The 22,345-nt window shown below is 68.4% G+C and carries 23 protein-coding genes; 5 read left to right on the top strand and 18 right to left on the bottom strand.

Translation table 11 applies throughout. The features are described from left to right. Positions 1-78 precede the first annotated feature (78 nt). Positions 79-879, top strand: coding sequence for a TetR family transcriptional regulator (locus tag BN973_RS07250; RefSeq protein WP_036466896.1), 801 nt, complete (start codon positions 79-81; stop codon positions 877-879). On the opposite strand, the gene BN973_RS07245 is transcribed toward BN973_RS07250, so the two are convergent. Next, positions 876-1,526, bottom strand: a complete 651-nt coding sequence (locus BN973_RS07245) for a class I SAM-dependent methyltransferase (protein ID WP_036466894.1) — start codon at positions 1,524-1,526, stop codon at positions 876-878. The two genes, BN973_RS07250 and BN973_RS07245, sit on opposite strands and share 4 nt — an antisense overlap. Before the next feature lie 59 nt (positions 1,527-1,585). Here BN973_RS07245 and BN973_RS07240 point away from each other — a divergent pair, with 59 nt between their 5' ends. Next, positions 1,586-1,987 carry a hypothetical protein gene (locus BN973_RS07240; RefSeq protein ID WP_036466891.1) on the top strand — a complete coding sequence of 134 codons (402 nt, stop codon included), beginning with the start codon at positions 1,586-1,588 and terminating at the stop codon, positions 1,985-1,987. 3 nt (positions 1,988-1,990) lie between these two features. Here the strand turns inward: BN973_RS07240 and BN973_RS07235 are convergent, their stop codons facing one another. The 11 genes from BN973_RS07235 to BN973_RS07185 form a co-directional block, all read right to left on the bottom strand. Next, a complete protein-coding gene (locus tag BN973_RS07235) occupies positions 1,991-2,749 on the bottom strand; it encodes a hypothetical protein (RefSeq protein ID WP_232232034.1) in 759 nt (252 codons plus the stop codon). 116 nt (positions 2,750-2,865) lie between these two features. Beyond that, positions 2,866-4,488: a chaperonin GroEL gene (gene groL / locus BN973_RS07230; protein WP_036466888.1), complete on the bottom strand. Its 1,623-nt coding sequence runs from the start codon at positions 4,486-4,488 to the stop codon at positions 2,866-2,868. A gap of 89 nt (positions 4,489-4,577) precedes the next feature. Next, positions 4,578-4,880 carry a co-chaperone GroES gene (gene groES, locus BN973_RS07225; RefSeq protein ID WP_036466886.1) on the bottom strand — a complete coding sequence of 101 codons (303 nt, stop codon included), beginning with the start codon at positions 4,878-4,880 and terminating at the stop codon, positions 4,578-4,580. A gap of 239 nt (positions 4,881-5,119) precedes the next feature. Beyond that, entirely contained in the window at positions 5,120-6,154 is a 1,035-nt protein-coding gene (tsaD, locus tag BN973_RS07220; RefSeq protein WP_036466884.1) for a tRNA (adenosine(37)-N6)-threonylcarbamoyltransferase complex transferase subunit TsaD, read from the bottom strand. After that, positions 6,151-6,618: a ribosomal protein S18-alanine N-acetyltransferase gene (gene rimI, locus BN973_RS07215; RefSeq protein WP_036466882.1), complete on the bottom strand. Its 468-nt coding sequence runs from the start codon at positions 6,616-6,618 to the stop codon at positions 6,151-6,153. The genes tsaD and rimI overlap by 4 nt, the downstream gene beginning before the upstream one ends. Further along, on the bottom strand, positions 6,615-7,310 hold the full coding sequence (gene tsaB / locus BN973_RS07210; protein ID WP_198048899.1) for a tRNA (adenosine(37)-N6)-threonylcarbamoyltransferase complex dimerization subunit type 1 TsaB: 696 nt from the start codon (positions 7,308-7,310) through the stop codon (positions 6,615-6,617). Before tsaB ends, rimI begins: the two co-directional genes overlap by 4 nt. After that, the gene (gene tsaE / locus BN973_RS07205; RefSeq protein ID WP_036466879.1) at positions 7,295-7,768 is read right to left on the bottom strand and encodes a tRNA (adenosine(37)-N6)-threonylcarbamoyltransferase complex ATPase subunit type 1 TsaE; all 474 of its coding nucleotides are present in this window, start codon (positions 7,766-7,768) and stop codon (positions 7,295-7,297) included. Before tsaE ends, tsaB begins: the two co-directional genes overlap by 16 nt. Then, complete coding sequence (locus tag BN973_RS31600) at positions 7,761-8,813, bottom strand: alpha/beta fold hydrolase (protein WP_084163584.1); 1,053 nt, start codon at positions 8,811-8,813, stop codon at positions 7,761-7,763. The genes tsaE and BN973_RS31600 overlap by 8 nt, the downstream gene beginning before the upstream one ends. 52 nt (positions 8,814-8,865) lie before the next feature. Beyond that, complete coding sequence (alr, locus tag BN973_RS07195) at positions 8,866-10,032, bottom strand: alanine racemase (protein WP_036466873.1); 1,167 nt, start codon at positions 10,030-10,032, stop codon at positions 8,866-8,868. 104 nt (positions 10,033-10,136) lie between these two features. Continuing rightward, complete coding sequence (locus tag BN973_RS07190) at positions 10,137-11,534, bottom strand: glutamate decarboxylase (RefSeq protein ID WP_036466871.1); 1,398 nt, start codon at positions 11,532-11,534, stop codon at positions 10,137-10,139. Between the two features lie 16 nt (positions 11,535-11,550). Then, a complete protein-coding gene (locus tag BN973_RS07185; protein ID WP_036472120.1) occupies positions 11,551-12,972 on the bottom strand; it encodes a bifunctional ADP-dependent NAD(P)H-hydrate dehydratase/NAD(P)H-hydrate epimerase in 1,422 nt (473 codons plus the stop codon). Between the two features lie 70 nt (positions 12,973-13,042). Between BN973_RS07185 and BN973_RS07180 the strand changes: the two genes are divergently transcribed. Further along, a complete protein-coding gene (locus BN973_RS07180) occupies positions 13,043-13,966 on the top strand; it encodes a class I SAM-dependent methyltransferase (protein WP_036466868.1) in 924 nt (307 codons plus the stop codon). Here the strand turns inward: BN973_RS07180 and BN973_RS07175 are convergent. From BN973_RS07175 to glmS, 4 genes are all read right to left on the bottom strand, one after another. Then, the gene (locus tag BN973_RS07175; protein ID WP_084163583.1) at positions 13,963-14,676 is read right to left on the bottom strand and encodes a rhomboid-like protein; all 714 of its coding nucleotides are present in this window, start codon (positions 14,674-14,676) and stop codon (positions 13,963-13,965) included. The two genes, BN973_RS07180 and BN973_RS07175, sit on opposite strands and share 4 nt — an antisense overlap. A 39-nt stretch (positions 14,677-14,715) precedes the next feature. Next, positions 14,716-15,555 (bottom strand): DUF4436 domain-containing protein, encoded by an 840-nt coding sequence (locus tag BN973_RS07170; protein ID WP_036466865.1) that lies wholly within the window; start codon positions 15,553-15,555, stop codon positions 14,716-14,718. Positions 15,556-15,704: 149 nt separating this feature from the next. Further along, on the bottom strand, positions 15,705-16,628 hold the full coding sequence (locus tag BN973_RS07165; RefSeq protein WP_084163322.1) for a DUF4436 domain-containing protein: 924 nt from the start codon (positions 16,626-16,628) through the stop codon (positions 15,705-15,707). Then, positions 16,579-18,447, bottom strand: coding sequence for a glutamine--fructose-6-phosphate transaminase (isomerizing) (glmS, locus tag BN973_RS07160; protein ID WP_036466864.1), 1,869 nt, complete (start codon positions 18,445-18,447; stop codon positions 16,579-16,581). The genes BN973_RS07165 and glmS overlap by 50 nt, the downstream gene beginning before the upstream one ends. Before the next feature lie 191 nt (positions 18,448-18,638). Here glmS and BN973_RS07155 point away from each other — a divergent pair, with 191 nt between their 5' ends. Both BN973_RS07155 and BN973_RS07150 read left to right on the top strand, forming a co-directional pair. After that, entirely contained in the window at positions 18,639-19,478 is an 840-nt protein-coding gene (locus BN973_RS07155; protein WP_036466862.1) for a dienelactone hydrolase family protein, read from the top strand. A 68-nt stretch (positions 19,479-19,546) separates the two neighbouring features. Beyond that, on the top strand, positions 19,547-20,590 hold the full coding sequence (locus tag BN973_RS07150; protein WP_036466860.1) for an LLM class F420-dependent oxidoreductase: 1,044 nt from the start codon (positions 19,547-19,549) through the stop codon (positions 20,588-20,590). Between the two features lie 4 nt (positions 20,591-20,594). On the opposite strand, the gene BN973_RS07145 is transcribed toward BN973_RS07150, so the two are convergent. Together BN973_RS07145 and BN973_RS07140 are read right to left on the bottom strand one after the other, a co-directional pair. After that, positions 20,595-21,992 (bottom strand): hypothetical protein, encoded by a 1,398-nt coding sequence (locus tag BN973_RS07145; protein WP_036466858.1) that lies wholly within the window; start codon positions 21,990-21,992, stop codon positions 20,595-20,597. Between the two features lie 2 nt (positions 21,993-21,994). Next, positions 21,995-22,312 carry a type VII secretion target gene (locus tag BN973_RS07140; protein WP_051641149.1) on the bottom strand — a complete coding sequence of 106 codons (318 nt, stop codon included), beginning with the start codon at positions 22,310-22,312 and terminating at the stop codon, positions 21,995-21,997. Positions 22,313-22,345 lie beyond the last annotated feature (33 nt).

Below are 22,345 nucleotides of genomic sequence, written 5' to 3'. Positions count from 1 at the left end.
GGTGTGCTCCTGGTGAAGTTTTGGAATATACTTACATGTTACATAAAGCAATGTATCACATGGGCGGAGGAGCTGGAAATGGCCCGATCGGTATCTGCACCGGAAGTGGTGGAGGCCGCGCTGCGCGCCGCAGAAAAACTGGGCAGGGATGTGGCCGACGTTCCCGTCGCGATGATCGCCGAGGAGGCCGGCATCTCCCGCAGCACCCTGCTGCGGCGTTTTGACGGATCCCGCACCGCGCTGAACGACGCGGTTCGCGCCGCCGGCGTCGATCCCGGCGGCTTACCTCCCGTTCGCCGCCGGGCGGTGGCTGCCGCGGCAGCGCTGATCAGCGAATCTGGCCTTGCCGCAGCAACATTGGAAGCCGTCGCCGCCCGCGCGAATTGCTCGGTTTACAGCCTGCACGCGGTTTTCGGCGGCCGGGACGAGTTGATGCGAGCGGTCTTCGAACAGCACAGCCCGATCCTCGACATCGAGGAATACCTGGCGGACCCCAGCGATGACCTGCTGGAAATGGTGCGCGGTTTCTACCGGACGGTGGCGAACGCGCTGAGCCGCGAACCCCGCGTTGCGCCGGCGATTTTCGCCGAAGCTTTCGCGCGGCCCGCCAGTCCCGCCGTGCAATCCCTGGCGGCCTACGGTCCGCCGCGCCTGCTAGCCGTGCTCGGCCGGTGGTTCGAGCGCGAGATCCGTGCCGGGCGTGTCCGCGACATGCCCCTACCGCTGCTGGCCCAACAACTGTTGGGCCCCATCCTGATTCACACGCTCACCCGGCCCGTGCTGCCGAACGCCGCCGGGTGGTCGATGCCCGACGTCGACACGGTCTGTGACGTCTTCGCCGAGAACTTCACGCGCGCCGTCACGACGCCGCATCGCTAGCCGGCCCGGGCGCACAGCACGGCCCGTCGGCGCTGGCCGTCGTCGTCGACGATATGGACGTCGACGTCGGCGAATCCCGCTGCCCGCAGCGCGTCGACAATCGGGGCGGGGTCGCCGACGCCGCTGAACGGCAACGCCGCCGCCACGTCGTCGGAGTAGTGATGCGCCGCCACTTGCGTGTTCAGCGAGCAGTCGGCGACCAGCGTCCCGCCCGGTGTCAGGACACGGCGCCATTCGGCAAAGGCCTTGTCGGGTTCGACCAGGGTCCAGATGAAATGCCGGGCCGTCACGGCGTCGAAACTGGCGTCGGGAAACGGCAGTCGTTCGGTCACACCCTCCACGAAGGTGATGGCCATCGCGCGCTCGGCGGCCTTGGCGCGCGCGTGCGCCAGCATCGCCTGCGACGCGTCGTACCCGGTCACTTGGTGACCAAGCTCGGCCAGCAGCAGCGCGACGAACCCCGTGCCGGTGGCGATGTCGAGCACCCGGGAGGCGGGCGGGATCGCACCCAAGGATCCCGTCCATAGCTGACGTTCGGCCTCGGAGAAGATGCCGTGGGCGTCCTTCTGGTCATAGCGTGCGCCCTCTTCCTCCCAGAAGGCGCGGATCGCGCTGTGGGCGGCGTCCAGGGAAGCTTTCGGCGACATGGCAATTCACCCTAGTCGAATCGCTGGCGCGAGCAGCCTGGCGCTCCTACTGTTCTGGCATGCAGAAGGCGTTGTTCGCACTCGGACTGGTTCTGTTTCTGCTCGGCCTGCTGACCGGGTTCGTCGTCCCGGCATTGAAGAACCCGCGCATGGCGCTGGCGAGCCACCTCGAGGCGGTCCTCAACGGCATGTTCCTGGTGGTGCTCGGCCTGCTCTGGCCGCACATCCACTTGCCCGATGGGTGGGCGCTGGCGGCGGTCGTGCTTGTCGTCTACGCGGCCTATGCGAACTGGATCGCGTCGTTGCTTGCCGCGGCGTGGGGCGCCGGGCGCAAACTGGCGCCGATCGCGACCGGCGACCACGAGGCCACGGCGGCCAAGGAGGGGATCGTCAGTTTCCTGCTGGCGTCGCTGTCGGTCTCGATGGTCGCCGGCATCGGCATCGTGATCGCCGGGCTGTGAGAGTCACCGGTTCACGAATTCGGCCAGCTTGGCCTCGACGGCCGCATCATCCGGTTCCGCGTACGCCCTGCGATCGCGCTTGTTGACCCATACGAACATCGGGCAGCTGACTGCGGAAGCGTCGACCGTTCCCAGTTGTTCGATGCGCTTACCGGTCCTCGCCTCGCGCAGTTCCATGTCGTACCGCACGGCGTAGTAGTCGACGTTGACGTGCTCGCCGGAGTCGGTTTTGAAGTCGCAGGTGCGTGACTTCGCCTCGGTTCCGGACTTGCGGGTAAGGCAGGCAACAACATTCGTCGACCCGAAGTCGTCAGGGCTCGCCCGGTAATCGGCACGGGAGTCTAGTGTTACTTCCCTCCAGTGGGTGTTTGTTATTTCGCGCATCGGGTCCGGTTCGTCGTACGGAGCGAACGCGGCGATCTTGTACGGCTTGCCGTAGGTGGCGGCGTTGCTGATCGACCCGCCATCGCACACCGCATCGAAGTCCGTGAGGGAAGCGGCGTTCCTGGTTTCGCCCCGCCCGTCGCGGGCGATGTCGCGGATCACGAAAAAGCCGACCAACGCCGCCGGTATGAGAACGACGATCGCCGCGACTGCAAGCACGACGATCAGCGCGCGATTGGTCTTGCGTGGCGCCGGCGGCGGATAGGGCGGCCGATACGGTCCCGGCGGCGGGTAGGGCGGATACGGTACCGGCGGCGGGGGCCATTGTTGCGGATACCGCGGTTGTTGCGGCGGCGGCCACTGCTGCGGATGGTTCATGTTCGTGCCCCCCACGCCATGGTGCGGGCAGCTTAGCAATCGGCGCGTGCGCGGCGCAGACCCTGGAAACGAAGCACCCCCGGCCGAATGACCGGGGGTGCTTTCGTACTGCTCGGTTAGTGGTGGTGATGGCCGTGGCCGTGGCCGTGGCCGTCTTCCTCGGTGGCCGGCTTCTCGACGACAGCGGTCTCGGTGGTCAGCACCATGCGGGCCACCGACGCCGCGTTCAGCACCGCCGACCGGGTGACCTTCACCGGGTCGATGACGCCCTGCTTGACCAGGTCGCCGTACTCCAGCGTGGCGGCGTTCAGGCCGTGCCCGGCGGGCAGCTCACTGACCTGGTGGACCGCGACCGCACCGTCGAGCCCGGCGTTGACCGCGATCCAGTACAGCGGCGCAGACAGCGCCTCGGCGAACACGCCGACACCCGCGGCCTCGTCACCGGACAGCGATTCGCGCAGCTTCTCCAGCGACTTGCCGGCCTGAATCAGCGCCGATCCACCGCCCGCGACGATGCCCTCCTCGACGGCTGCCTTGGCGGCCGCGACGGCGTCCTCGACGCTTTCCTTGCGCTCCTTGAGCGCGGTCTCGGTGGCGGCCCCGACCTTGATGACGGCCACGCCGCCGGCCAGCTTGGCCACCCGCTCCTGCAGCTTCTCGCGATCCCATTCCGAATCGCTGGCCTCGATCTCGGCACGCAGCTGCTTGACGCGGGCTTCCACCGCGTCCTTGGAGCCGCCGCCGTCGACGATGATGGTGTCGTCCTTGCTGACCACCACGCGTCGCGCGGAGCCCAGCACGTCGGTGCCCACCTCACGCAGCAGCAGACCGGCGTCGGGGTTGATCACCTGGCCGCCCGTCACGATCGCCAGGTCCTCGAGGAAGGCCTTGCGGCGGTCGCCGAAGAACGGGGACTTGACCGCAACCGCCTTGAGCGTCTTGCGGATCGAGTTGACGACCAGGGTCGCCAATGCCTCGCCCTCGACGTCCTCGGCGACGATCAGCAGCGGCTTGCCCGACTCGGCGATCTTCTCGAGCATCGGCAGCAGATCCGGCAACGAGCTGATCTTCTCCTGGTGCAGCAGGATCAGCGGGTCGTCGAGCACGGCCTCCTGCGAGTCGAAGTCGGTCACGAAATACGCCGACAGGAAACCCTTGTCGAAGCCGACGCCCTCGGTGAATTCGAGCTCGGTGTTCAGCGTCGACGATTCCTCGACGCTGACGACGCCGTCGGCGCCGACCTTGTCCATGCCCTCACCGACCAGCGCGCCGATCTGCTCGTCACGCGAGGAGACCGTCGCGATCTGCGCGATGCCGTCGCGGCCGGCCACCGGGGTGGCCGCGGCCAGCAGCGCCTCGGACACCGCGTCGGCGGCCTTGCCGATGCCCGCGCCCAGCGCGATCGGGTTGGCACCGGCGGCGACCAACCGCAGGCCGCCCTTGACCAGCGCCTGGGCCAGCACGGTCGCGGTCGTGGTGCCGTCACCGGCGACGTCGTTGGTCTTGGTGGCCACCGACTTCACCAGCTGGGCACCCAGGTTCTCGAACGGGTCTTCCAGGTCGATGTCCCGCGCCACGGTCACGCCGTCGTTGGTGATCGCCGGCCCGCCAAACGCCTTGGCCAGCACCACATGCCGGCCGCGGGGGCCCAGCGTGACACGCACCGCGTCGGCGAGCTTGTTCACGCCCGCCTCCATCGCGCGGCGCGCGGTTTCGTCGTACTCAATCAGCTTGCTCATCAGGCTCCTTCACGCCCGCTACGAACGCATGCCGCCCCGGAAATCACCCGTGCATGCACACGGGGATCGCCGGGGCGGAACACGGTTCTTTACTTGGATACGACAGCCAGCACGTCGCGTGCGGACAGGATCAGGTACTCCTCGCCGTTGTACTTGATCTCGGTGCCGCCGTACTTGCTGTAGATGACGGTGTCACCCTCCGACACGTCGAGCGGGATCCGCTTGTCGCCGTCCTCGTCCCACCGGCCGGGGCCGACGGCGACGACGGTGCCTTCTTGCGGCTTCTCCTTGGCGGTGTCAGGAATGACCAGACCGGACGCGGTCGTGGTCTCGGCCTCGTTGGCCTGCACGAGAATCTTGTCCTCGAGTGGCTTGATCTTCACCTTCGCCACGATTGGAGCCTCCACTATTTGGATCGGGTCCGGGACGTGCGCCCGGACTGCAGTTGGCGGTCGGTTCAGGCTGGCCCGAACCGTCCATTTACCAGATGATTCGGCATTCGGCCGTGCCCTTGGGCCGTCGTCGCGGGTGCCGACACAGGGGATCGTCCGATTGCCACCTAGCACTCTATACACGAGAGTGCTAGCACTCAAGGCCACCCTCCTGCTTCCCGCGGATTTACGCTCTGAGCTCAGCGAACCTGGCCTTTTACCACCGGCAGCCCCGGATCGCTGGGCGCGTCCAGCGGGGACGGCGCCGCCCCGGCCGCCACCAGGTGCGCGGCGAATGCCGCGATCATGGCGCCGTTGTCGGTGCACAGGCGTGGCCTGGGGATACGCAGCGTCAGGCCCGCCTCGGCGCAGCGCGCGGTGGCCAGCTCCCGCAGCCGCGAGTTGGCGGCCACTCCCCCGGCGATCAGCAGGGTCCGCACGCCCAGCCCGGTCGCCGCGCGCACCGCCTTCATCGTCAGTACGTCGGCGACGGCCTCCTGGAAGCCGGCGGCGATGTCGGCCTGGGCCGCGTCCGGATTGCTCTCCACGTACCGCGCGACGGCGGTCTTGAGGCCGGAGAAGCTGAACGTGTGCGGGTCGTCGCGCGGGCCGGTCATGCCGCGCGGGAACACTGGGATCTCCGCGGCCTCCCGGCCGCAGGTGCGGGCCAGCTCGTCGAGCGCCCGGCCGCCCGGATAGCCCAGCCCCAGCAGCCGCGCCACCTTGTCATAGGCCTCGCCCGCCGCGTCGTCGACGGTGCTGCCCAGCTCGAGGATCGGCTCGCCGAGCGACCGCACATGCAGCAGATGCGTGTGCCCGCCGGACACCAGCAGTGCCACGCACTCGGGCAGCGGCCCATGCTCGTACACGTCGGCGGCCAGGTGCCCACCCAGATGGTTCACCGCGTAGAACGGCACGCCCCAGGCGGCCGAATACGCTTTGGCCGCAGCCACTCCCACCAACAACGCGCCGGCCAGCCCGGGTCCGATGGTGGCGGCGACGACGTCGGGCTTTTTCAGTTCGGCGACGTCCAGCGCGCGGCGCATGGCCGGACCGAGTGCCTCCAAGTGCGCGCGGGACGCGATTTCGGGGACCACGCCGCCGAACCGGACATGCTCGTCGACGCTGGACGCCACCTCGTCTGCCAGCAGCGTGACGGTGCCATCGGCGTCCAGCCGCGCGATGCCGACTCCTGTTTCGTCGCAAGAGGTTTCGATGGCCAAGATGTTGGTCATAGGGCTTCCCGCCGCATCGTGTACGCGTCCGCGCCGCTGACTCGGTAGTAGCGCTTGCGCAGGCCGGTCTGCTCGAAACCCACGCTACGGTAAAGCGCGATCGCCGCCTCGTTGTCGGTGCGGACCTCCAGGTAGACGACACCACCGTCGGCGAACTCCAGCAGCTCACCGAGCAGCCGACGGCCGATGCCCCGGCCCTGATATGCCGGGTCGACGCCGATGGTGTGCACCTCGTATTCGAACGGCGGTGTGCGACCCAACCTGGAGATGCCGGCGTAGCCGACGAGCAGGCTTGCGGTACGCGCACCCACGTAATGGTTGTGGGCACTGGCCAATTCGCGGTTGAACGCCGCGGCCGGCCACGGGTCGTCGCCGTCGAACAGCTGGGCTTCCAACTCCGCACACCGCTGCGCGTCGGCGCGGGTCAGGTCGCCGATCGTGACGGGTTCGCTGCAGGCGGTCATTGCCGGGCCGCCAGGGGCTTGGCGTCGGGCCGGCGCAGGTACAGCGCCACCAGCGGCGCCGGGGCCGCCGACCAGTCGGACACCGCGGAGGCTGATTGCGCGGCTCCTCCTCCCGCCGTTCCGGCCGGCATCGTCACCGCGCGCACCAGCCCGGCCGGTGTCGGGTGGACGGGCTCGCGAACCGGCAGGCCGAACGGCGCCGCGTGCTGGGGCGAGCCGGCGACCGCGGTGGCCGGGCCGGGGTCGACGTCGGCCGGGGCGTTGACCGCGGGGCCGTCGGTGCGGAGCCCGTCGCGGTAGCGGGCCCAGTAGACCTCGCGGCGGCGGGCGTCGGTGACCACCAGGATGTCGCCGGTCGTCAGCGCTCCGATGGCGTCCAGGCTGCACACGCCGTGCACCGGGATGCCCAGCGCATGCCCGAAGGCCGCAGCCGTGGCCATCCCGGCGCGCAGACCCGTGAACGGGCCCGGGCCGCAGCCGACCACCACGGCGTCCAGGTCAGTCATCGCCAGCCCGGCCTCGGCCAGCGCGGCCAGCACGTTGGGGGTCAGCCGTTCGGCGTGGGCACGGGCGTCGACGGTGACCTGCTGGGCCAGCACGGTGTACGCGGCGCCGTCGCGGCGGACCACGCCGGCCGTCACCGCCGGGGTGGCGGTGTCCAGGGCCAAGATGAAGCTCACGAGCGGCCCCACTCCCAGGTCGCGATCCGCACGTCGGAGTGGCTGACCCGCTCCAGCCGGATGTCGAGATGACGGTCGGAGAGCCGTTCGGCAAGGCCCTCGCCCCACTCCACCACGACGACCGCGTCCTGCAGATCGGTGTCGAGGTCTAGCGAATCGAGTTCGCCGAGCAGGTCGGTGCCCTGATGATCGAGCAGCCGGTAGACGTCGACGTGAACCAGCGTCGGTGCACCGGCCTGTCGCGGCGGGTGCACCCGCGCCAACACGTAGGTCGGCGAGGTGACCGGGCCGTCGACGTCCATCGCTTGCGCAATCCCCTTGGCCAACACCGTCTTTCCCGCACCCAGCGGACCGGAGAGCACCACGACGTCGCCGGCGCGCAGCTGCTTGCCCAACCGCGACCCGAGCGCGATCGTGTCCTCGACGCGCTCGCAGGTCGCCGTGCCCGATCCCGTTCTCAGCTCAGCCACGGCGCCGCAACCGTTGTCGAGTTCGCCGATACCACAAGGCCATTCTGCCCGGGACGGCTCGATTGACCAGCCGGACCAGCCCGTCGTTGATGGCCTCGGGCTTGTCCAGCAGGGCCAGGTGGCTGGCTCCGCCGACGATGACCAGCTCCGATCGCGGCAGCGAGGCCGCCATCTTTCGTGAGTACTCGTCCGGCGTGATCAGATCGTGGTCGCCGCACGCGATCAGGGTGGGGATCCGCAGCAGCGTCCACAGGCCGGCGGTTTCGTCGTGGGTTTCCAGCGCGCGCAGGAACCCGACCAGGGTGGGGATCGGGGTGCCGTTCATCATCCGCTGGGAGAACGCGTCCAGGCTGCGACTGACATGCAGGTCGCTGTAGGACGCCGCCCGCAGAATCGGCCCGATCAGCGATCGGGACACATTGCGGCCGCGGTGCATCAGCTTCGGCGCCGAGCGAGCGGTGAACCGAAATGCTTCCACCGCAGGGTTTTTCAGTATCTCGCCCAGCGGTGACCGGGTAACCCCTTCGGCGGCAGTGGAAATCAGCGCCGCACCGACGATGCGAATGCCGTATTGGTCGGGGTACTGGCGGGCATGCGACAACACCGTCATGCCGCCCATCGAGTGGCCGACCAACACGACCACCCCGCGCGGCGCGACCGCGGTCAGCACGCTGTGCAGGTCCCGGCCCAGCTGGGTCAGCGTGTAGGTCTCCGGCGAGGCTTCGCCGGAACGTCCATGCCCGCGCTGGTCGTAGAAGACCATCCGCACCCGCGGTCCCCACTTCTCGGCGAGCCGCTTGCGCTGAAAGTAGAAGGCGCCCATGCGCAGACAGAATCCGTGCACGAAGACCATCGTCAGCGGGGCGTCCAGCGGCCCGACTTCCCGCACGGCCAACGGCACGCCGTCGGCCGTGGTCACCACATAGCTGCGGTCGCTGTTGAGCCGCTCGAAATCCTCGTCGGCATAGGGGTCGTCGGTGAGCATGATGCGTTGCGTCATCGACCGGCGCACCGAAGCGCCGACGATGGTGGCGACCGCAGTCAGCCCCGCCCCTCCCGCAAGCCATGCCCTTCCGCGCTGGCGCCTGCGAGTTTCCTCATCGTCCAACGGTTCCGGCCTCGCGATAGGTCCTGGCGATGCGGCCCCTCGGACTGGTGACCACCTCGTAGTGGATGGTGCCGAGCAAATCGGCCCAATCCTGTGCGGTGGGTTCACCGTCGGCGCCGGGACCGAACAGGATCGCCTCGTCGCCTTCTGCCACGTCGACCGGCCCGGGACCGAGGTCGACGAGGAACTGGTCCATGCAGATCCGCCCGACACCGGGGTGCCGCCTGCCGTTGATCAGCACGTCGAGTCGCCCGCCCAGCGACCGGAAGACACCGTCGGCGTAGCCGATCGGCATCAGCGCCACGGTCGTGTCGTGCGGCGCGACCCAGGTGTGCGCGTACGATACACCTTCACCGGCGCGGACCGACTTCACCAGCGCGACAGTACATTTCACCGTCATGGCCGGGATCAGGCCCATATCGCCGAGCTGGGGAACGGGACTCAGGCCGTACACCGCGATCCCCGGCCGCACCATGTCGAAGGCGAGGTCGGGACGAGACATCGTGGCCGAGGAATTCGACAGGTGAGCGATCTCGAATTTCACCCCCTGGTCGCGCGCCTCGGCCAGCATCTCGTTGAACCTGCTGCCCTGAACATCGTTGACGGGGTTGTCGGGCTGGTCGGCGAACACCATGTGCGACATCAGCCCGCGCAACCGGATCGTCTCGTCGGCGACGGCCTTTCGCATCGCGGTCAGCATGGCCCGGTATTGGCTCGGGGGCACACCGTTGCGGTTCAGCCCGGTGTCGACCTTGAGGCTCACCGTCGCGACCCGGTCGGTCCGCTGCACCGCGTCCAGCACCTCCTCGAGCTGGCGCACCGAGGACACCGCGATCTCCACATTGCCCTGCAGCGCCGGCCCGAAATCCAGGCCGGGCGGGTGCAGCCAGGCCAGCACCGGGGCGGTGATGCCGTCGGCGCGCAATGCCAACGCTTCCTCGACGGTCGCGACACCCAGCTCGGCCGCCCCGGCGGCCAATGCGGTGTGGGCCACCCGGACGGCTCCGTGGCCATAGCCGTCGGCCTTGACGACGGCCATCACCTGCGCGGAGCCGGCGTGCTCGCGCAGCACCCGCACGTTGTGCGCGATTGCGCCCAGGTCCACCACGGCCTCGGCGAGGACGCCCGGCGTCAGTGATATCGGCGTGACTGCCACGGCCGCTATTGTCCCAGAAGCCGGAAATCCGCCGCGAAACTGCAACTACCGACGCCGCTAGTCGCGCAATGCGTCGCCAGTTGCAGTCTCGCGAAAGTGCGCCGTCAGTGCGCGAAGTGCTCGTTGGTGTAGTGCCCGCCCGGCTTGAGCTTGTCCAGCGAGGCCAGCGCGGTGCGGGCGTCGTCGTGCAGGGCCCGGGCCAGGTCGGCGGACAGCCCCTCGCGCACCACGATGCGCAGCACGGCGATGTCGGTGGCGTTGTCGGGCATCGTGTAGGCGGGCACCTGCCAGCCGTAGCCGCGCAGCTCGTGGGAGACGTCGAACTCGGTATAGCCGAGGCCGCGCTGCAGGCGGAAGGCGACCACCGGGATCGCCGAGCCGTCCGAGATCAGCTCGCAGTGGTCCCCGACCCGCAGCTGCTCGCCCAGCCAGCGCGCGGTCGACGACAGCGTCTGCATGACCTGGGTGTAGCCCTCGCGGCCCAGCCGCAAAAAGTTGTAGTACTGGCCGACGACCTGGTTGCCGGGGCGGGAGAAGTTCAGCGTGAACGTCGGCATATCCCCGCCCAGATAGTTCACGTGGAACACCAGGTCCTCGGGCAGGCACTCCTTGCTGCGCCACACGACGAACCCGACGCCGGGGTAGGTCAGCCCATATTTGTGGCCGCTGACGTTGATCGACACCACCCGCGGCAGGCGGAAGTCCCACTTCAGCTCGGGATGCAGGAAGGGCACCACGAACCCGCCACTGGCGGCGTCGACGTGCACCGGGACGTCCACACCCCCGCCGGCGGCCAGTTTGTCCAGCGCCGCGCAGATCTCCGCGATGGGTTCCAGCTCGCCGGTGTAGGTGGTGCCCAGGATCGCCACCACCCCGATGGTGTCCTCGTCGACGGCGTCGATGACCTGCTCGGGGGTGATGACGTAGCGCCCCTCCTCCATCGGCAGGTAGCGGGGTTCGACGTCGAAGTAGCGGCAGAACTTCTCCCACACCACCTGGACGTTGGAGCCCATCACCAGGTTGGGGGTGCGGCCCTGCCAGACTCCCCCTTTTTTCAAGCCGACCTTCTCGCGCCACCGCCATTTCATCGCCAGACCGCCCAGCATCACCGCCTCGCTGGAACCGACCGTGGACACCCCGGTCGCGCTGGACGGGTCGTCGTCGCGCAGGCCGTCGGCGTGGAACAGGTCGGCCACCATGCACACGCAGCGCTGCTCGATGGCCGCGGTCGCCGGGTATTCGTCCTTGTCGATCATGTTCTTGTCGAACGTCTCGGCCATCAGCCGCCCGGCCTGCGGATCCATCCAGGTGGTGACGAAGGTAGCCAGGTTCAGCCGCGAGCTGCCGTCGAGCATCAGCTCGTCGTGGATGAAGCGGTAGGCGGCATCGGGGTCCATCGATTCCTCGGGCAGCCGCAGCGCCGGTATCGGCGCGGTGAACAGCCGCCCGGTGTAGGCGGGGGCGATCGAGTGCCCGGGAACGGATGGATGGCTGCCGGTCATGGCGGATCCCTTTCTGTTACAGCGCGGCCACAGCGGCCCGAATGTGCGGCACGATGCGCGACGCCGAGGTGGGCGCCGCCCCGGGCCCCGGATCCGAGGCCGAGAGCGTCGCGGCGTGCGCGTGCACGTAGGCGCCGGCGGCGGCGGCCTCGGCCGGCGGCAGTCCGGCCGCCAGCAGCGCGCCGATCATCCCGGACAGCACGTCGCCGGACCCGGCGGTGGCCGCCCAGGACTGTCCGGCCGGGTTGAGGTAGACCGGGCCGCCCGGGTCGGCGATGACGGTGACGTTTCCCTTGAGCAGCACGGTGGCGCCGAACGTGTCGGCCAGCTTGCGGGTGGCCGAGATCCGGTCGTCGCCGGGCGGCGCCCCGGCCAAGCGGGCGAACTCCCCCGCGTGCGGGGTCAGCACCGTCGGTGCGCGACGGCTGGCCACCAGCTCGGGGTGGGCCGCCAAAATCGTCAGCCCGTCGGCGTCCACCAGCACCGGCAGGTCGGTGTCCAGTGCGAACCACAAGGCGGCGGCCCCGACGTCGTCGGTGCCCAGACCGGGCCCGACGACCCACGCCTGCACCCGCCCGGCCGCCGCGGCGGTGGGCGTCGCGATGACCTCGGGCCACGCCGCGAGGACCTGGCTGTGCCCGCTGCCCGCGTAGCGCACCATGCCCGAGGTGGCCGCGACCGCGGCGCCGGTGCACAACACGGCCGCACCGGGATACGTCGACGAGCCGGCCAGTATGCCGGTGACTCCCTGCGTGTACTTGTCGTCATGCGGACCCGGCACCGGCCAGCGGGCGGCGACGTCGTCGGCCTCGAACCCCAGCAGATCGGTCTCCGGCAGATCGAGCCCGATGTCGACCAGCGTCACCTCGCCGCAGTCGGCGAGCGCGTGCACGGGCTTGAGGCCGCCGAACGTGACGGTCAGCGCGGCGTGGACCGCGGGGCCGGTGATCGCACCGGTCGCCACGTCGATGCCGCTGGGGATGTCGACGGCGACCACCGGGATGCCGGCTTCCTCGACGGCCTCGAATACCGCGGCCGCCGCCGGCCGCAGCGGACCCGAGCCGGAGATGCCGACCACGCCGTCGATCACGAGATCCGTTGTCGCCGTGACGCTCTCCACGATCCGGCCGCCGGCCTTGCGGAAGGCGGCCAGCCCCTTGCGGTGCGTGCGGTCGCCGCCGAGCAACACCGCATCCGCGGCCGCGCCGCGGCGCAGCAGAAAGGTCGACGCCCACAGCGCGTCACCGCCGTTGTCGCCCGAGCCGACCACGGCGCACACCCGCCGGCCGGCCACTGCGCCCACCCGGGCGGTCAGCTCGCCGATGATCTCGGTGGCCAGCCCGAAGGCCGCACGCTTCATCAGGGCGCCGTCGGGCAGGCTGGCCAGCAGCGGCGCTTCGGCGTCGCGGATCGCATCTACGGAGTAGTAATGCCGCATCACAGCAAGCATTCCATGTCGAGGGGTACAGTCGCGCACGGCTCGATGCAAACGCGGACAGGGGGCGATCGTGGCGCGCACGGATGACGACACCTGGGACCTGGGAAATGGCGTGGGAGCCACCGCAACCGGCGTCGCGGTGGGCCGCGCCCTGGCCAGCCGGGCACCGGCGCCACTGATCAACGATCCGTTCGCCGAGCCGCTGGTGCGCGCCGTCGGCGTGGAATTTTTCACCCGCATCGCCAGCGGCGAGCTGGATCCGGCCGCGGTGGACGACAACGGCGACTTCGGGATGCTGGGGATGGCCGACATGATGGGCATCCGCACCCGATTCTTCGACGACTTCTTCGTGACCGCGGCCGCCGCGGGGGTGCGCCAGGCGGTCATCTTGGCGTCGGGTCTGGACGCCCGCGCCTACCGGCTGCCCTGGCCGGACGGCACGACGGTGTACGAGATCGACCAGGCGCGGGTCATCGAGTTCAAGAGCGCAACCCTGGCCAACCTGGGCGCCAACCCGACCGCCGACCGGCGCGCGGTGCCCGTCGACCTACGCCATGACTGGCCCGCGGCGTTGCGCACCGCGGGATTGGACCCCGGCAAGCCCACCGCATGGAGCGCCGAGGGTCTGATGCCGTTCCTGCCGCCGGAGGCCCAGGATCGGCTGCTGGACAACATCACTGAGCTCAGCGCGCCGGGCAGCCAGTTGGCCACCGAGAACCTGCGGGGAGCCAGCGATGCCGTGCAAACGATGGCCGAGCGCATTCGTGAGGTCACCGAGCAATGGCGCGAACACGGCTTCGACATCGAGATGACCGACCTGTGGTACGCCGGCGAGCGCAACGACGTGGTCGAATACCTACGCTCGCACGGCTGGCAAACATCCGCCACCAAGGTGTCGGAATTGGCTGCCAATTACGGTCTTTCGCTGCCGCCGAGGCCCGGTAACGAGGAGACGGCGTCGGCGCTGCAGTACGTCACCGCCACGCGAAACTAAACGGGTTCCTCGCGGGAGCGAAAGCGCCGGAACGCGGCCCGAACCCGCGCCGGACTCCATGGCTTGTCTTTTTTCGCCCGGGCCATCGGATAGAAGCAGAGCCCGATCAGGATCGACGTGAAGTGTCCTATCGCGGTGAAGTTCAGCCCGTGTTTGGCCATCGTGATCAGCGGAAAGCCGAAGATGACCAGCAGCACGCCGAGGTAGAGCCAGCGCCATGGCCGCGCGATCCGATAAGCCAGCACGGCCATGATGCCGACGAGGAAATAGCTGACCCCGATGTCGCGTGAGCGCACCAGTCGTTCCGACGCGTCGTGCTCCTCGATCGCGAAGTACAGGATGCCTTCGCTGATGTAGGTCGACAGGATGTGGCTGGTCAATCCCACGGTGAGCCAATTCAAATGGCCGAGCCAATGTTCGGCCGGAGCGAGAAACAAGGTGAACAGCAGCAGGTAAGGCTCCAGGCTTTTGCCGTCGATCCACAGCAGGCTGGAAAACAACACGGAGAGCGGATCGGTGCCCAACTCGTGAATGTTGGTGGAGCGGTGCAGCAACACCGAATGCAGTTGCCGCCCGGAAAGTTGACTTTGGATGACCGTCGTGATCATCAACACGAATAGCCAGCCGTAGGTTAGCGGCGCGCCGCTGACGAAATGCCAGACTCCGAGAGCCAAGCTCCGTAGTCGCGCCCCCACCGATCCATCCGCCACGGCGTCCACCTTCGCATGCCCGGCGGCTTCGGCAAACTGTTATGCCGCCTTTTCGGGTTCGGGTCTTAGATGCCGCCACCAGCAATAGACGTAGAGCAGCATGGACATCACCAATGTGACGATGACCCAAAGCGTGACCGTGACGTCGACCCACGATCCGATCGGGGGTGCGTCGGGCAACGCATTTCGCAGTGGTATCACCGCGAAGAGCATTGCCGCATACCACGTTGTCATCGGCGGCTGGAATTTTCGGCGATCACGCGCCGTCTGAATGGCCACGAACGCGCCTACTCCGGCAAGCGCGAGCATCACCACGATAATGACGGCGGCGAACACCGCGATGCTTGGCGAACGACGCATTTCAACTCGGTACGGCGACTGCGGATTTCCCTCGCCCGCAACGGAAAGCTTCCAGCCGGAAACACGGTCGACGAATTTCACCGGGAGTTGTTCGGGTCGCTCGGTGCCGTAGATGAGGTCGACGGTGATCGGACCCGAACGGTACCTGTCGAACGGCCACGCCGACGGATCACCGCTAATCGTCAGCGGGACAGGGTATTCGCCCGGCAGCATTCCCTTCGTCCAGGCGCGCTTGCTGGGCGTGACCGCGGAGTGCACGACGGCGGCGAAGTCGGTGTTGAGGCCGCGGGTCACCGAATCCAGCAGCCCGGGCCCCGGCGTGACGGCGACGTTGGTCTGCACCGCGCCCTTCATCGACTGGAGTTCGAGGAAGTCGATCGTCACGGTGGTCCCGTCGGCCGCCGGCTTGCCCGGGGTCAGTTGCAGCGGGCAGCCGCATCCGGACCTGGCGTAGAGCGCGATCGTGGTGATGTAGGCACCGATGAAGAATATGACCAGACCCATGATCGAAAGCTTCATGAACCGAGTGCCGCTGGCGAAGCCATTCGATGCCAAGGTTGCCTCCCCGCTGAGTGGGCTGCCGCAGACGCGTCCCGGCCAGAAATACTAAACCCGCGCCGCGGCATCGAGACCACCAGCACGGCGGTGATGTCGATCCGAAACCCCGGCTACCCGCGGTCCGTCGAGAAGGACGCGAGCTCATCGGGTTCGGGCCGCAGATGCTTCCACCAGCACGAGATGTAGAGCCCCATCGAGATCACCAAGATGACGGTCACCCAGAGCACGATCGTCACATCGATGAAGACGCCGATCGGAGGCGAATCGGGCAGCGCATTGCGCAGCGGCACCACCGCGAACAGCATCGCCGCATACCACGTTGTCATGGGCGGCTGGAACTTTCGCTTGTCCCGCACCGTCTGCACCGCGACAAAGAGAGCAAAGGCGGCGAGGGCGATCAGCACACCCAGGATGACGACCGCGAACGCCACGGTGCTCGTCGACCGGGCCAAGTCCACCTGGTAGGGACCGGCCAGATCGTCCTCATTGATGCGATCCGTGGCGATATCCCAACCCAGCAGGCGATCGACCATCGTCACCGACGCCGGCACCCGGGTGGAGTCGGGGCCGGAGACGAGTTGGGCGACGATGGGGCCCGAGTGGTATTCGTCGAAGGGCCATTCCGCGACTTCACCGCCGACGGCCAGCGAAATCCGAAACACGTCGGGCAGCGTGCCTTTCGGCCAGGTGCGCTTGCTGGCCGAAACCGCGGAGGACACCGCGATGGTCAGGTCCTCCTTGAGATTGTGAGTTCGCGAGTCCAGCAGCCCCGGTCCGGGATACACGTTGATGCTGGAAACAACCAGACTGTTGGCCGATTGAACTTCCTGGATGTCGATGGTTACCCGGGTCACGTCGGGCACCGGCTCGCCCCGGACAACCACATTGGGGTGGCCCATTCCGCCGTCGACGTACAGCACAATCGAGATGGCATAGGCGGCGACGAACAAGACGACACCGATGATGCCGAGTATCGCGCGCCGGTTACTCAACGGTGACGGACTTCGCCAGATTTCGCGGCTTGTCGACGTCATAGCCGCGCGCCTGCGCCACCGACGCCGCGAACACCTGCAGCGGGATGGTCGACAGCAGCGGTTGCAATAGCGTTGACACCGAAGGGATTTCGATCAGATGATCGGCGTAGGGGCGCACGGTATCGTCCCCTTCCTCGGCGATGACGATGGTCACCGCACCGCGGGTCTGGATCTCGCGAATGTTGGACATCAGCTTCGCGTGCAGCGTAGCCGATCCCTTGGGTGACGGCATCACGACGATGACCGGCAGGTTGTCCTCGATCAGCGCGATCGGGCCGTGCTTGAGTTCGCCGGCGGCGAAGCCTTCGGCGTGCATGTAGGCCAGCTCTTTGAGTTTCAGCGCGCCTTCCAGCGCCACCGGGTAGCCGACATGGCGACCGAGGAACAGCACGGTCGAGGATTGGGCGAACCGATACGCCAGGGCGGCAACCGGTTCGATCGTCGCGAGCACCCGCGACACGATCTCCGGCATCGCTTCCAGCTCGCGGTATTCACGCTCGACTTCGTCTGGGTACTTGGTGCCGCGGGCCTGCGCCAGCGCCAGGCCGACCAGGTAGTTGGCGGTGATCTGGGCCAGGAAGGTCTTCGTCGAGGCCACCCCGATTTCCGGCCCGGCGCGGGTGTAGAGCACCGCGTCGCACTCGCGGGGGATCTGCGAGCCGTTGGTGTTGCAGATCGCGAGCACCTTGGCCTTTTGCGCCTTGGCGTGCCGGACCGCTTCCAGGGTGTCCGCGGTTTCACCGGACTGCGAGATCGCGACCACCAGCGTGCTGCGGTCCAAAACCGGGTCCCGGTACCGGAATTCGCTGGCCAGCTCGACCTCCACCGGCAGTCGCGTCCAGTGCTCGATCGCATACTTCGCCAGCAGCCCGGAGTGATACGCCGTGCCGCAGGCGACCACGAATACCTTGTCGACCTCGCGCAGTTCCTGGTCGGAGAGCCGCTGTTCGTCGAGCACGATGCGGCCGTTGACGAAATGGCCGAGCAGTGTGTCGGCCACCGCGGTGGGTTGCTCGGCGATCTCCTTGAGCATGAAGTACTCGTAGCCACCCTTTTCGGCGGCGGCCAGGTCCCAATCGATATGGAACTCGCGATACGCCCCGGGTCCCAAGTCTTCGTTGCCGTCGAAGTCGGTGATCCGGTAGCCGTCGGCGGTGAGCACCACGCATTGGTCCTGGCCGAGTTCGACGGCGTTGCGGGTGTGCGGGATGAAGGCGGCCACGTCGGAGCCGACGAACATCTCGCCGTCGCCGACGCCGACCACCAGCGGTGTCGACCGGCGGGCGGCCACGATGGTGCCGGGCTCGTCGGCGTTGGCGAACACCAGGGTGAAGTGGCCCTCTAGCCGGCGCAGCACCGCGAGCACCGAGGCGGCGAAGTCGCCGGCGGTCTCACCCTCGCGATAAGCCCGGGCGACCAGGTGCACGGCGACCTCGGTGTCGGTGTCGCTGGCGAACTCGACGCCGGCCGCTTCCAGCTCCTGACGCAGGGTCGCGAAGTTCTCGATGATGCCGTTGTGGACGACGGCGATCTTGCCGGCGGCGTCGCGGTGGGGGTGGGCGTTGCGGTCGGTCGGGCGACCGTGGGTGGCCCAACGGGTGTGGCCCAGGCCGGTGGTGGCACCCAGGTCCGCCATGTCGGCGACGGCCTTGTCCAGGTTCTCCAGCCGCCCGGCCCGGCGGCGCACGGTCAGCTTGCCCGCGGCGTCGACCAGCGCGATGCCCGAGGAGTCATAGCCGCGGTACTCCATGCGGCGAAGTGCGTCCATGACGACTTGGCAGGCAGGGGCCCGCCCCACGTAGCCGACAATTCCGCACATTGTGACCAGGGTAGTGCAGATGCCGGCCCAGCCCGGCCTGCGGCGAGGTCGGTGCAGTGCTCACACCCGCGTTCCGGGCGGTTTTGTGCCGATATGTCGCCCTGAGCACACCCTCGAAGCCCTGGTGCAACAGTCAACGCGGCGACGGTGTCACATGGACTCGTCGGACCCCTGCCCGCTAACGTCAACGGGTGGCCCGCACCCGCAAGCTCGTCAACGCCCTCAGCCGTCGTGGCCCGCACCGGGTTTTGCGTGGTGACCTGGCTTTTGCCGGGTTGCCAGGCGTCGTCTACACCCCCGAGTCCGGTCTGAACCTGCCCGGCATCGCCTTCGGCCACGATTGGCTCACCGGCACCGCCCGCTATTCGGGTCTGCTCGAGCATCTCGCGTCCTGGGGCATCGTGGCCGGCGCGCCCGATACCGAGCGCGGGCTGGCGCCGTCGGTACTCGACCTGGCTTCTGATCTCGGCACCGCGCTCGACATCGTCGCCGGTGTGCGGCTGGGGCCGGGCAATATCAGCGTGCACCCCGCCAAGCTCGGGGTGGTGGGCCACGGCTTCGGGGCCTCGGCCGCCGTCTTCGCTGCGGCCGGGATGCCGACCTCGTTGGCAGCGGCGGTCGCGGTGTTCCCGACCGTCACGACTCCGCCGGCCGAGCAGCCGGCGGAGTCGCTGAAGGTCCCGGGTTTGATCCTGACCGCACCGGGAGATCCGAAGGCGTTGAACGCCAACGCACTGACGCTTTCCAGCGCGTGGAATTCGGCCACGCTGCGGATGGTCAGCAAAGCCGAACCCCGTGGACTGGGCGAGGGCCGACGCCTGGCGTCGGTGTTCGGGCTGCCCGGCTCCGACCGGCGCACTCAACGATCGGTCCGTGCCCTGCTGACCGGATACTTGCTCGCCACGCTGGGCGGCGACAAAACCTATCGCGACTTCGCCGATCCAGATGTGGTGCTGCCCAAGACAACTGCGATCGATCCCGAGGCGGAACCGGTCGCCCTCGAAGAAAAGATCGTCGCGCTGCTGAAGTAGCGTGACGGCATCGACGCTGCTCCGGGGTGGCCGGCGGCCGCGATGCCCGGCGTGATTAAGTGTCGTTCATGCGAATCGGAATCGCGCTGGACTACTCGGGCGGCTTTCACGAAGCCGTCGACCGCATCGTCGAACTCGAAAAGAGCGGCCTTGACATCGCCGTGGTGGCCGAGGCGTATTCCTACGACGCCATCAGCCAGCTGGGGTATCTGGCGGCCAAGACCAACACCGTCGAGTTGGCCACGGGCGTGGTTCCCATCTATATCCGCACGCCGTCGCTGCTGGCGATGACCGCAGCCGGACTGGATTTCGTGTCGGACGGCCGATTCCGCCTTGGCATCGGGACGTCGGGGCCTCAGGTGATGGAGGGGTTTCACGGCGTCGCGTTCGATGCCCCGCTCGGCCGCACCCGCGAGGTGGTGGAGATCTGCCGGAAGGTGTGGCGCCGGGAGCGGGTCCAATACGAAGGCAAGTACTACCAGCTGCCGCTGCCCCCGGACCGTGGGACGGGGTTGGGCAAACCGCTTCAGCTCATCAATCACCCGGTGCGCGAACGCATTCCGATAACGATCGCGGCGCTGGGCCCGAAGAATGTCGAGCTCACCGCCGAGATCGCCGAGGGCTGGCAGCCGGTCTTCTACCTGCCGGAGCGCGCGCACGCCGTCTGGGGCGAGGCGCTGGCCGCCGGCAATGCCAAGCGGGATCCGGCCTTGGGGCCGCTGGACATCATGGTGCACGCGTCGGTGGCGATCGGCGACAACGTCGAGGAGCGGCTGGCCTGGGTCAAGCCGCAGCTGGCGCTCTACCTCGGCGGTATGGGTGCCAAGGGCAAGAACTTCTATCACAACCTGGCGACGCGTTACGGCTACGGCGAGGTCGCGGACAAGATCCAGGAGCTGTACCTGTCCGGCCGCAAGCGTGAGGCGATCGACCTGGTGCCCGACGAGTTGGTGCGGGGGATGTCGCTGATCGGCCCGCGCGGTTTCGTCAAGGAGCGCATCGCCGCGTTCGCCGAGTCCGGTGTGACGACGTTGTTGGCGAGTCCGGCCGCGGCCGACGCAACAGAGGCCGTGCGTTTCGTCGAAGAGGTGCTCGAACTGCGCGGCGCCTGAGGCGTCACTGCCCGGCCTGCGGAACCTGGTCTGCGGCAATCTCGCACGGTGTCGCCCCATCGGTCGGTGGCGCCGGAGCGGCCGCGGGCGCGGGTGTCGCCGCGGGGACGGGCGCGCTGGCGGGCGGTGGTCCGCCGGCCGGTAGCGGTGGCGATTCGGCAGGAGTCGCATCGGTCACCGGTTGGGCCACCGCGGATTCCGTTAGCTCATCGGCCTTTTCGGCGTCGGCCTCGTCACGCTCTTCTTCGTCAGCGTCGTCGTGCTCGTCGTCGGGATCGAACGGATCGTCGTCGTCGAACGGGTCTTCCACCGGATCGTCAGGCCCCGGCGAATCGCCAGGCTCGTCGGTCGCCGAACCCAGCAGACCGCTCAACGCATCGACGATTCGGCCGGCCAATCCGCCGAGTCCGCCCAGGCCGGCGGATCCTCCGCCCAGATCGCCGAGTCCGCCGCCACCCGCCGGTAGGGCCGAGCCATCGCCGAGCCCGGCGCCCACGTCCGACAGCGGTGGCGCAAGGTCAGACAAGGGTGGTGCCGGCTGAATCGGAGCCGCGGCAGGAGCCGCAGCGGTCGGCGCGGGCGGCGGCTCCGCGACGCTGGGAAGCACGGCGGCGGGCGCTGTCACCGCAGGTGGAGAAGGCGCCGGCGAGGGCGCCGGCGGAACAGGCGCTGGCGGAGCAGGCGCCGGAGAGGGCGGTGGAAAACCGGGCCCGAGGTCGCCGGGCAAGTCGAAGTACGCCGCGGGTGCGGCACGCATTCTGTCGTTCACCATGTCGTAGGCGGACCCGAACGCGGCCAGCGAAGAGCGCATGGCGCTGAGCCAGTCGTTACGAATGTCGTTGTCCACGTAGGGCATTACCTGCCCACGAACGACCTGCTCGGCCGTCGACCGCTGTCCCGCCCCGGCCGTCACCGCCGCGGCGGCGGCCAACCACGCCGCCCGCTGTGCCTGGCTGCGATCGTCGATGGCGACGGCGGTGCCGACCTTGAAGTCGAGCAGATGCCACAAGTTGTCGCGTAGCGATTCGCACCGCTGCGCGGCCGAGCGCACTTCGTTGGCCACCATGGTGGCGGTGTCGCAATGGCGTTGCAGGAACGCGATCGCGGCGTCGCTTCCCGTCCCGGTCCATGCCGCCGCGAGCTGCGCAACCTGGTCTTGCTGAATCCGCAAACCCTCCAAGGCCGCGACGTCGGCTGCCCGCAGCTGGGTGCAGTCGCGGTCAAGGACATGAAGATCGAGGCCGTCTTCGCTGTCGAACCAGTCCCGGATCGCCGACGGGTGTGACGTCAAGTCCGGGTGCGCGTATCCCGTTGCCTGACAGGCTCGTACGTAGGCCTGGGTGTGCTCGACAGCTACCCGGCCTTCGGCGAGGCGCCCGGCGACGTCTAACCGCTCGGCCACCGTCAGGCGATCCGCGCGGCGGCATACAGCTCGGCGTCGGCGTAGCGCTGCGCGCCGGACCGTAGCGCGGCGGCGATCGCGACCGAGGCCCGCGACCACTGCGACAACTGCGCCGTCAAGCGTTCCAGCTCGGCCCGCAACGCATCACCGCGCGCGGTGTACGCCCGCCCGGCCGTCGCGCCGCTAAATGCCAAGGCCGCCAAGTGATCACAGACGGCGCTGTCGACCAGTTCGGCGGCGGCCCGCAACTGGTCGGCAACCAGATGCACCGCCGCGACGTCGATACCGGTGCGGTCAAAAGTGGCGTGTCGTATCCCCATGCCTAATCCGACGCCGCGGTCCCCGCCCGGGTT

The sequence above is a fragment of the Mycobacterium triplex genome (assembly GCF_000689255.1).
Lineage (GTDB): Bacteria > Actinomycetota > Actinomycetes > Mycobacteriales > Mycobacteriaceae > Mycobacterium > Mycobacterium triplex.
This window is presented reverse-complemented; position numbering and strand designations above follow the sequence as displayed.

What these genes read in the sequence shown, in the direction of transcription:
- BN973_RS07250 (WP_036466896.1), top strand. Translation starts at nt 79, where the DNA reads ATGGCCCGATCGGTATCTGCACCGGAAGTGGTGGAGGCCGCGCTGCGC.
- BN973_RS07245 (WP_036466894.1), bottom strand. Translation starts at nt 1,526, where the DNA reads ATGTCGCCGAAAGCTTCCCTGGACGCCGCCCACAGCGCGATCCGCGCC.
- BN973_RS07240 (WP_036466891.1), top strand. Translation starts at nt 1,586, where the DNA reads ATGCAGAAGGCGTTGTTCGCACTCGGACTGGTTCTGTTTCTGCTCGGC.
- BN973_RS07235 (WP_232232034.1), bottom strand. Translation starts at nt 2,749, where the DNA reads ATGAACCATCCGCAGCAGTGGCCGCCGCCGCAACAACCGCGGTATCCG.
- groL (WP_036466888.1), bottom strand. Translation starts at nt 4,488, where the DNA reads ATGAGCAAGCTGATTGAGTACGACGAAACCGCGCGCCGCGCGATGGAG.
- tsaD (WP_036466884.1), bottom strand. Translation starts at nt 6,154, where the DNA reads ATGACCAACATCTTGGCCATCGAAACCTCTTGCGACGAAACAGGAGTC.
- rimI (WP_036466882.1), bottom strand. Translation starts at nt 6,618, where the DNA reads ATGACCGCCTGCAGCGAACCCGTCACGATCGGCGACCTGACCCGCGCC.
- BN973_RS07190 (WP_036466871.1), bottom strand. Translation starts at nt 11,534, where the DNA reads ATGACCGGCAGCCATCCATCCGTTCCCGGGCACTCGATCGCCCCCGCC.
- BN973_RS07185 (WP_036472120.1), bottom strand. Translation starts at nt 12,972, where the DNA reads ATGCGGCATTACTACTCCGTAGATGCGATCCGCGACGCCGAAGCGCCG.
- BN973_RS07170 (WP_036466865.1), bottom strand. Translation starts at nt 15,555, where the DNA reads ATGAAGCTTTCGATCATGGGTCTGGTCATATTCTTCATCGGTGCCTAC.
- BN973_RS07165 (WP_084163322.1), bottom strand. Translation starts at nt 16,628, where the DNA reads ATGACGTCGACAAGCCGCGAAATCTGGCGAAGTCCGTCACCGTTGAGT.
- glmS (WP_036466864.1), bottom strand. Translation starts at nt 18,447, where the DNA reads ATGTGCGGAATTGTCGGCTACGTGGGGCGGGCCCCTGCCTGCCAAGTC.
- BN973_RS07150 (WP_036466860.1), top strand. Translation starts at nt 19,547, where the DNA reads ATGCGAATCGGAATCGCGCTGGACTACTCGGGCGGCTTTCACGAAGCC.
- BN973_RS07140 (WP_051641149.1), bottom strand. Translation starts at nt 22,312, where the DNA reads ATGGGGATACGACACGCCACTTTTGACCGCACCGGTATCGACGTCGCG.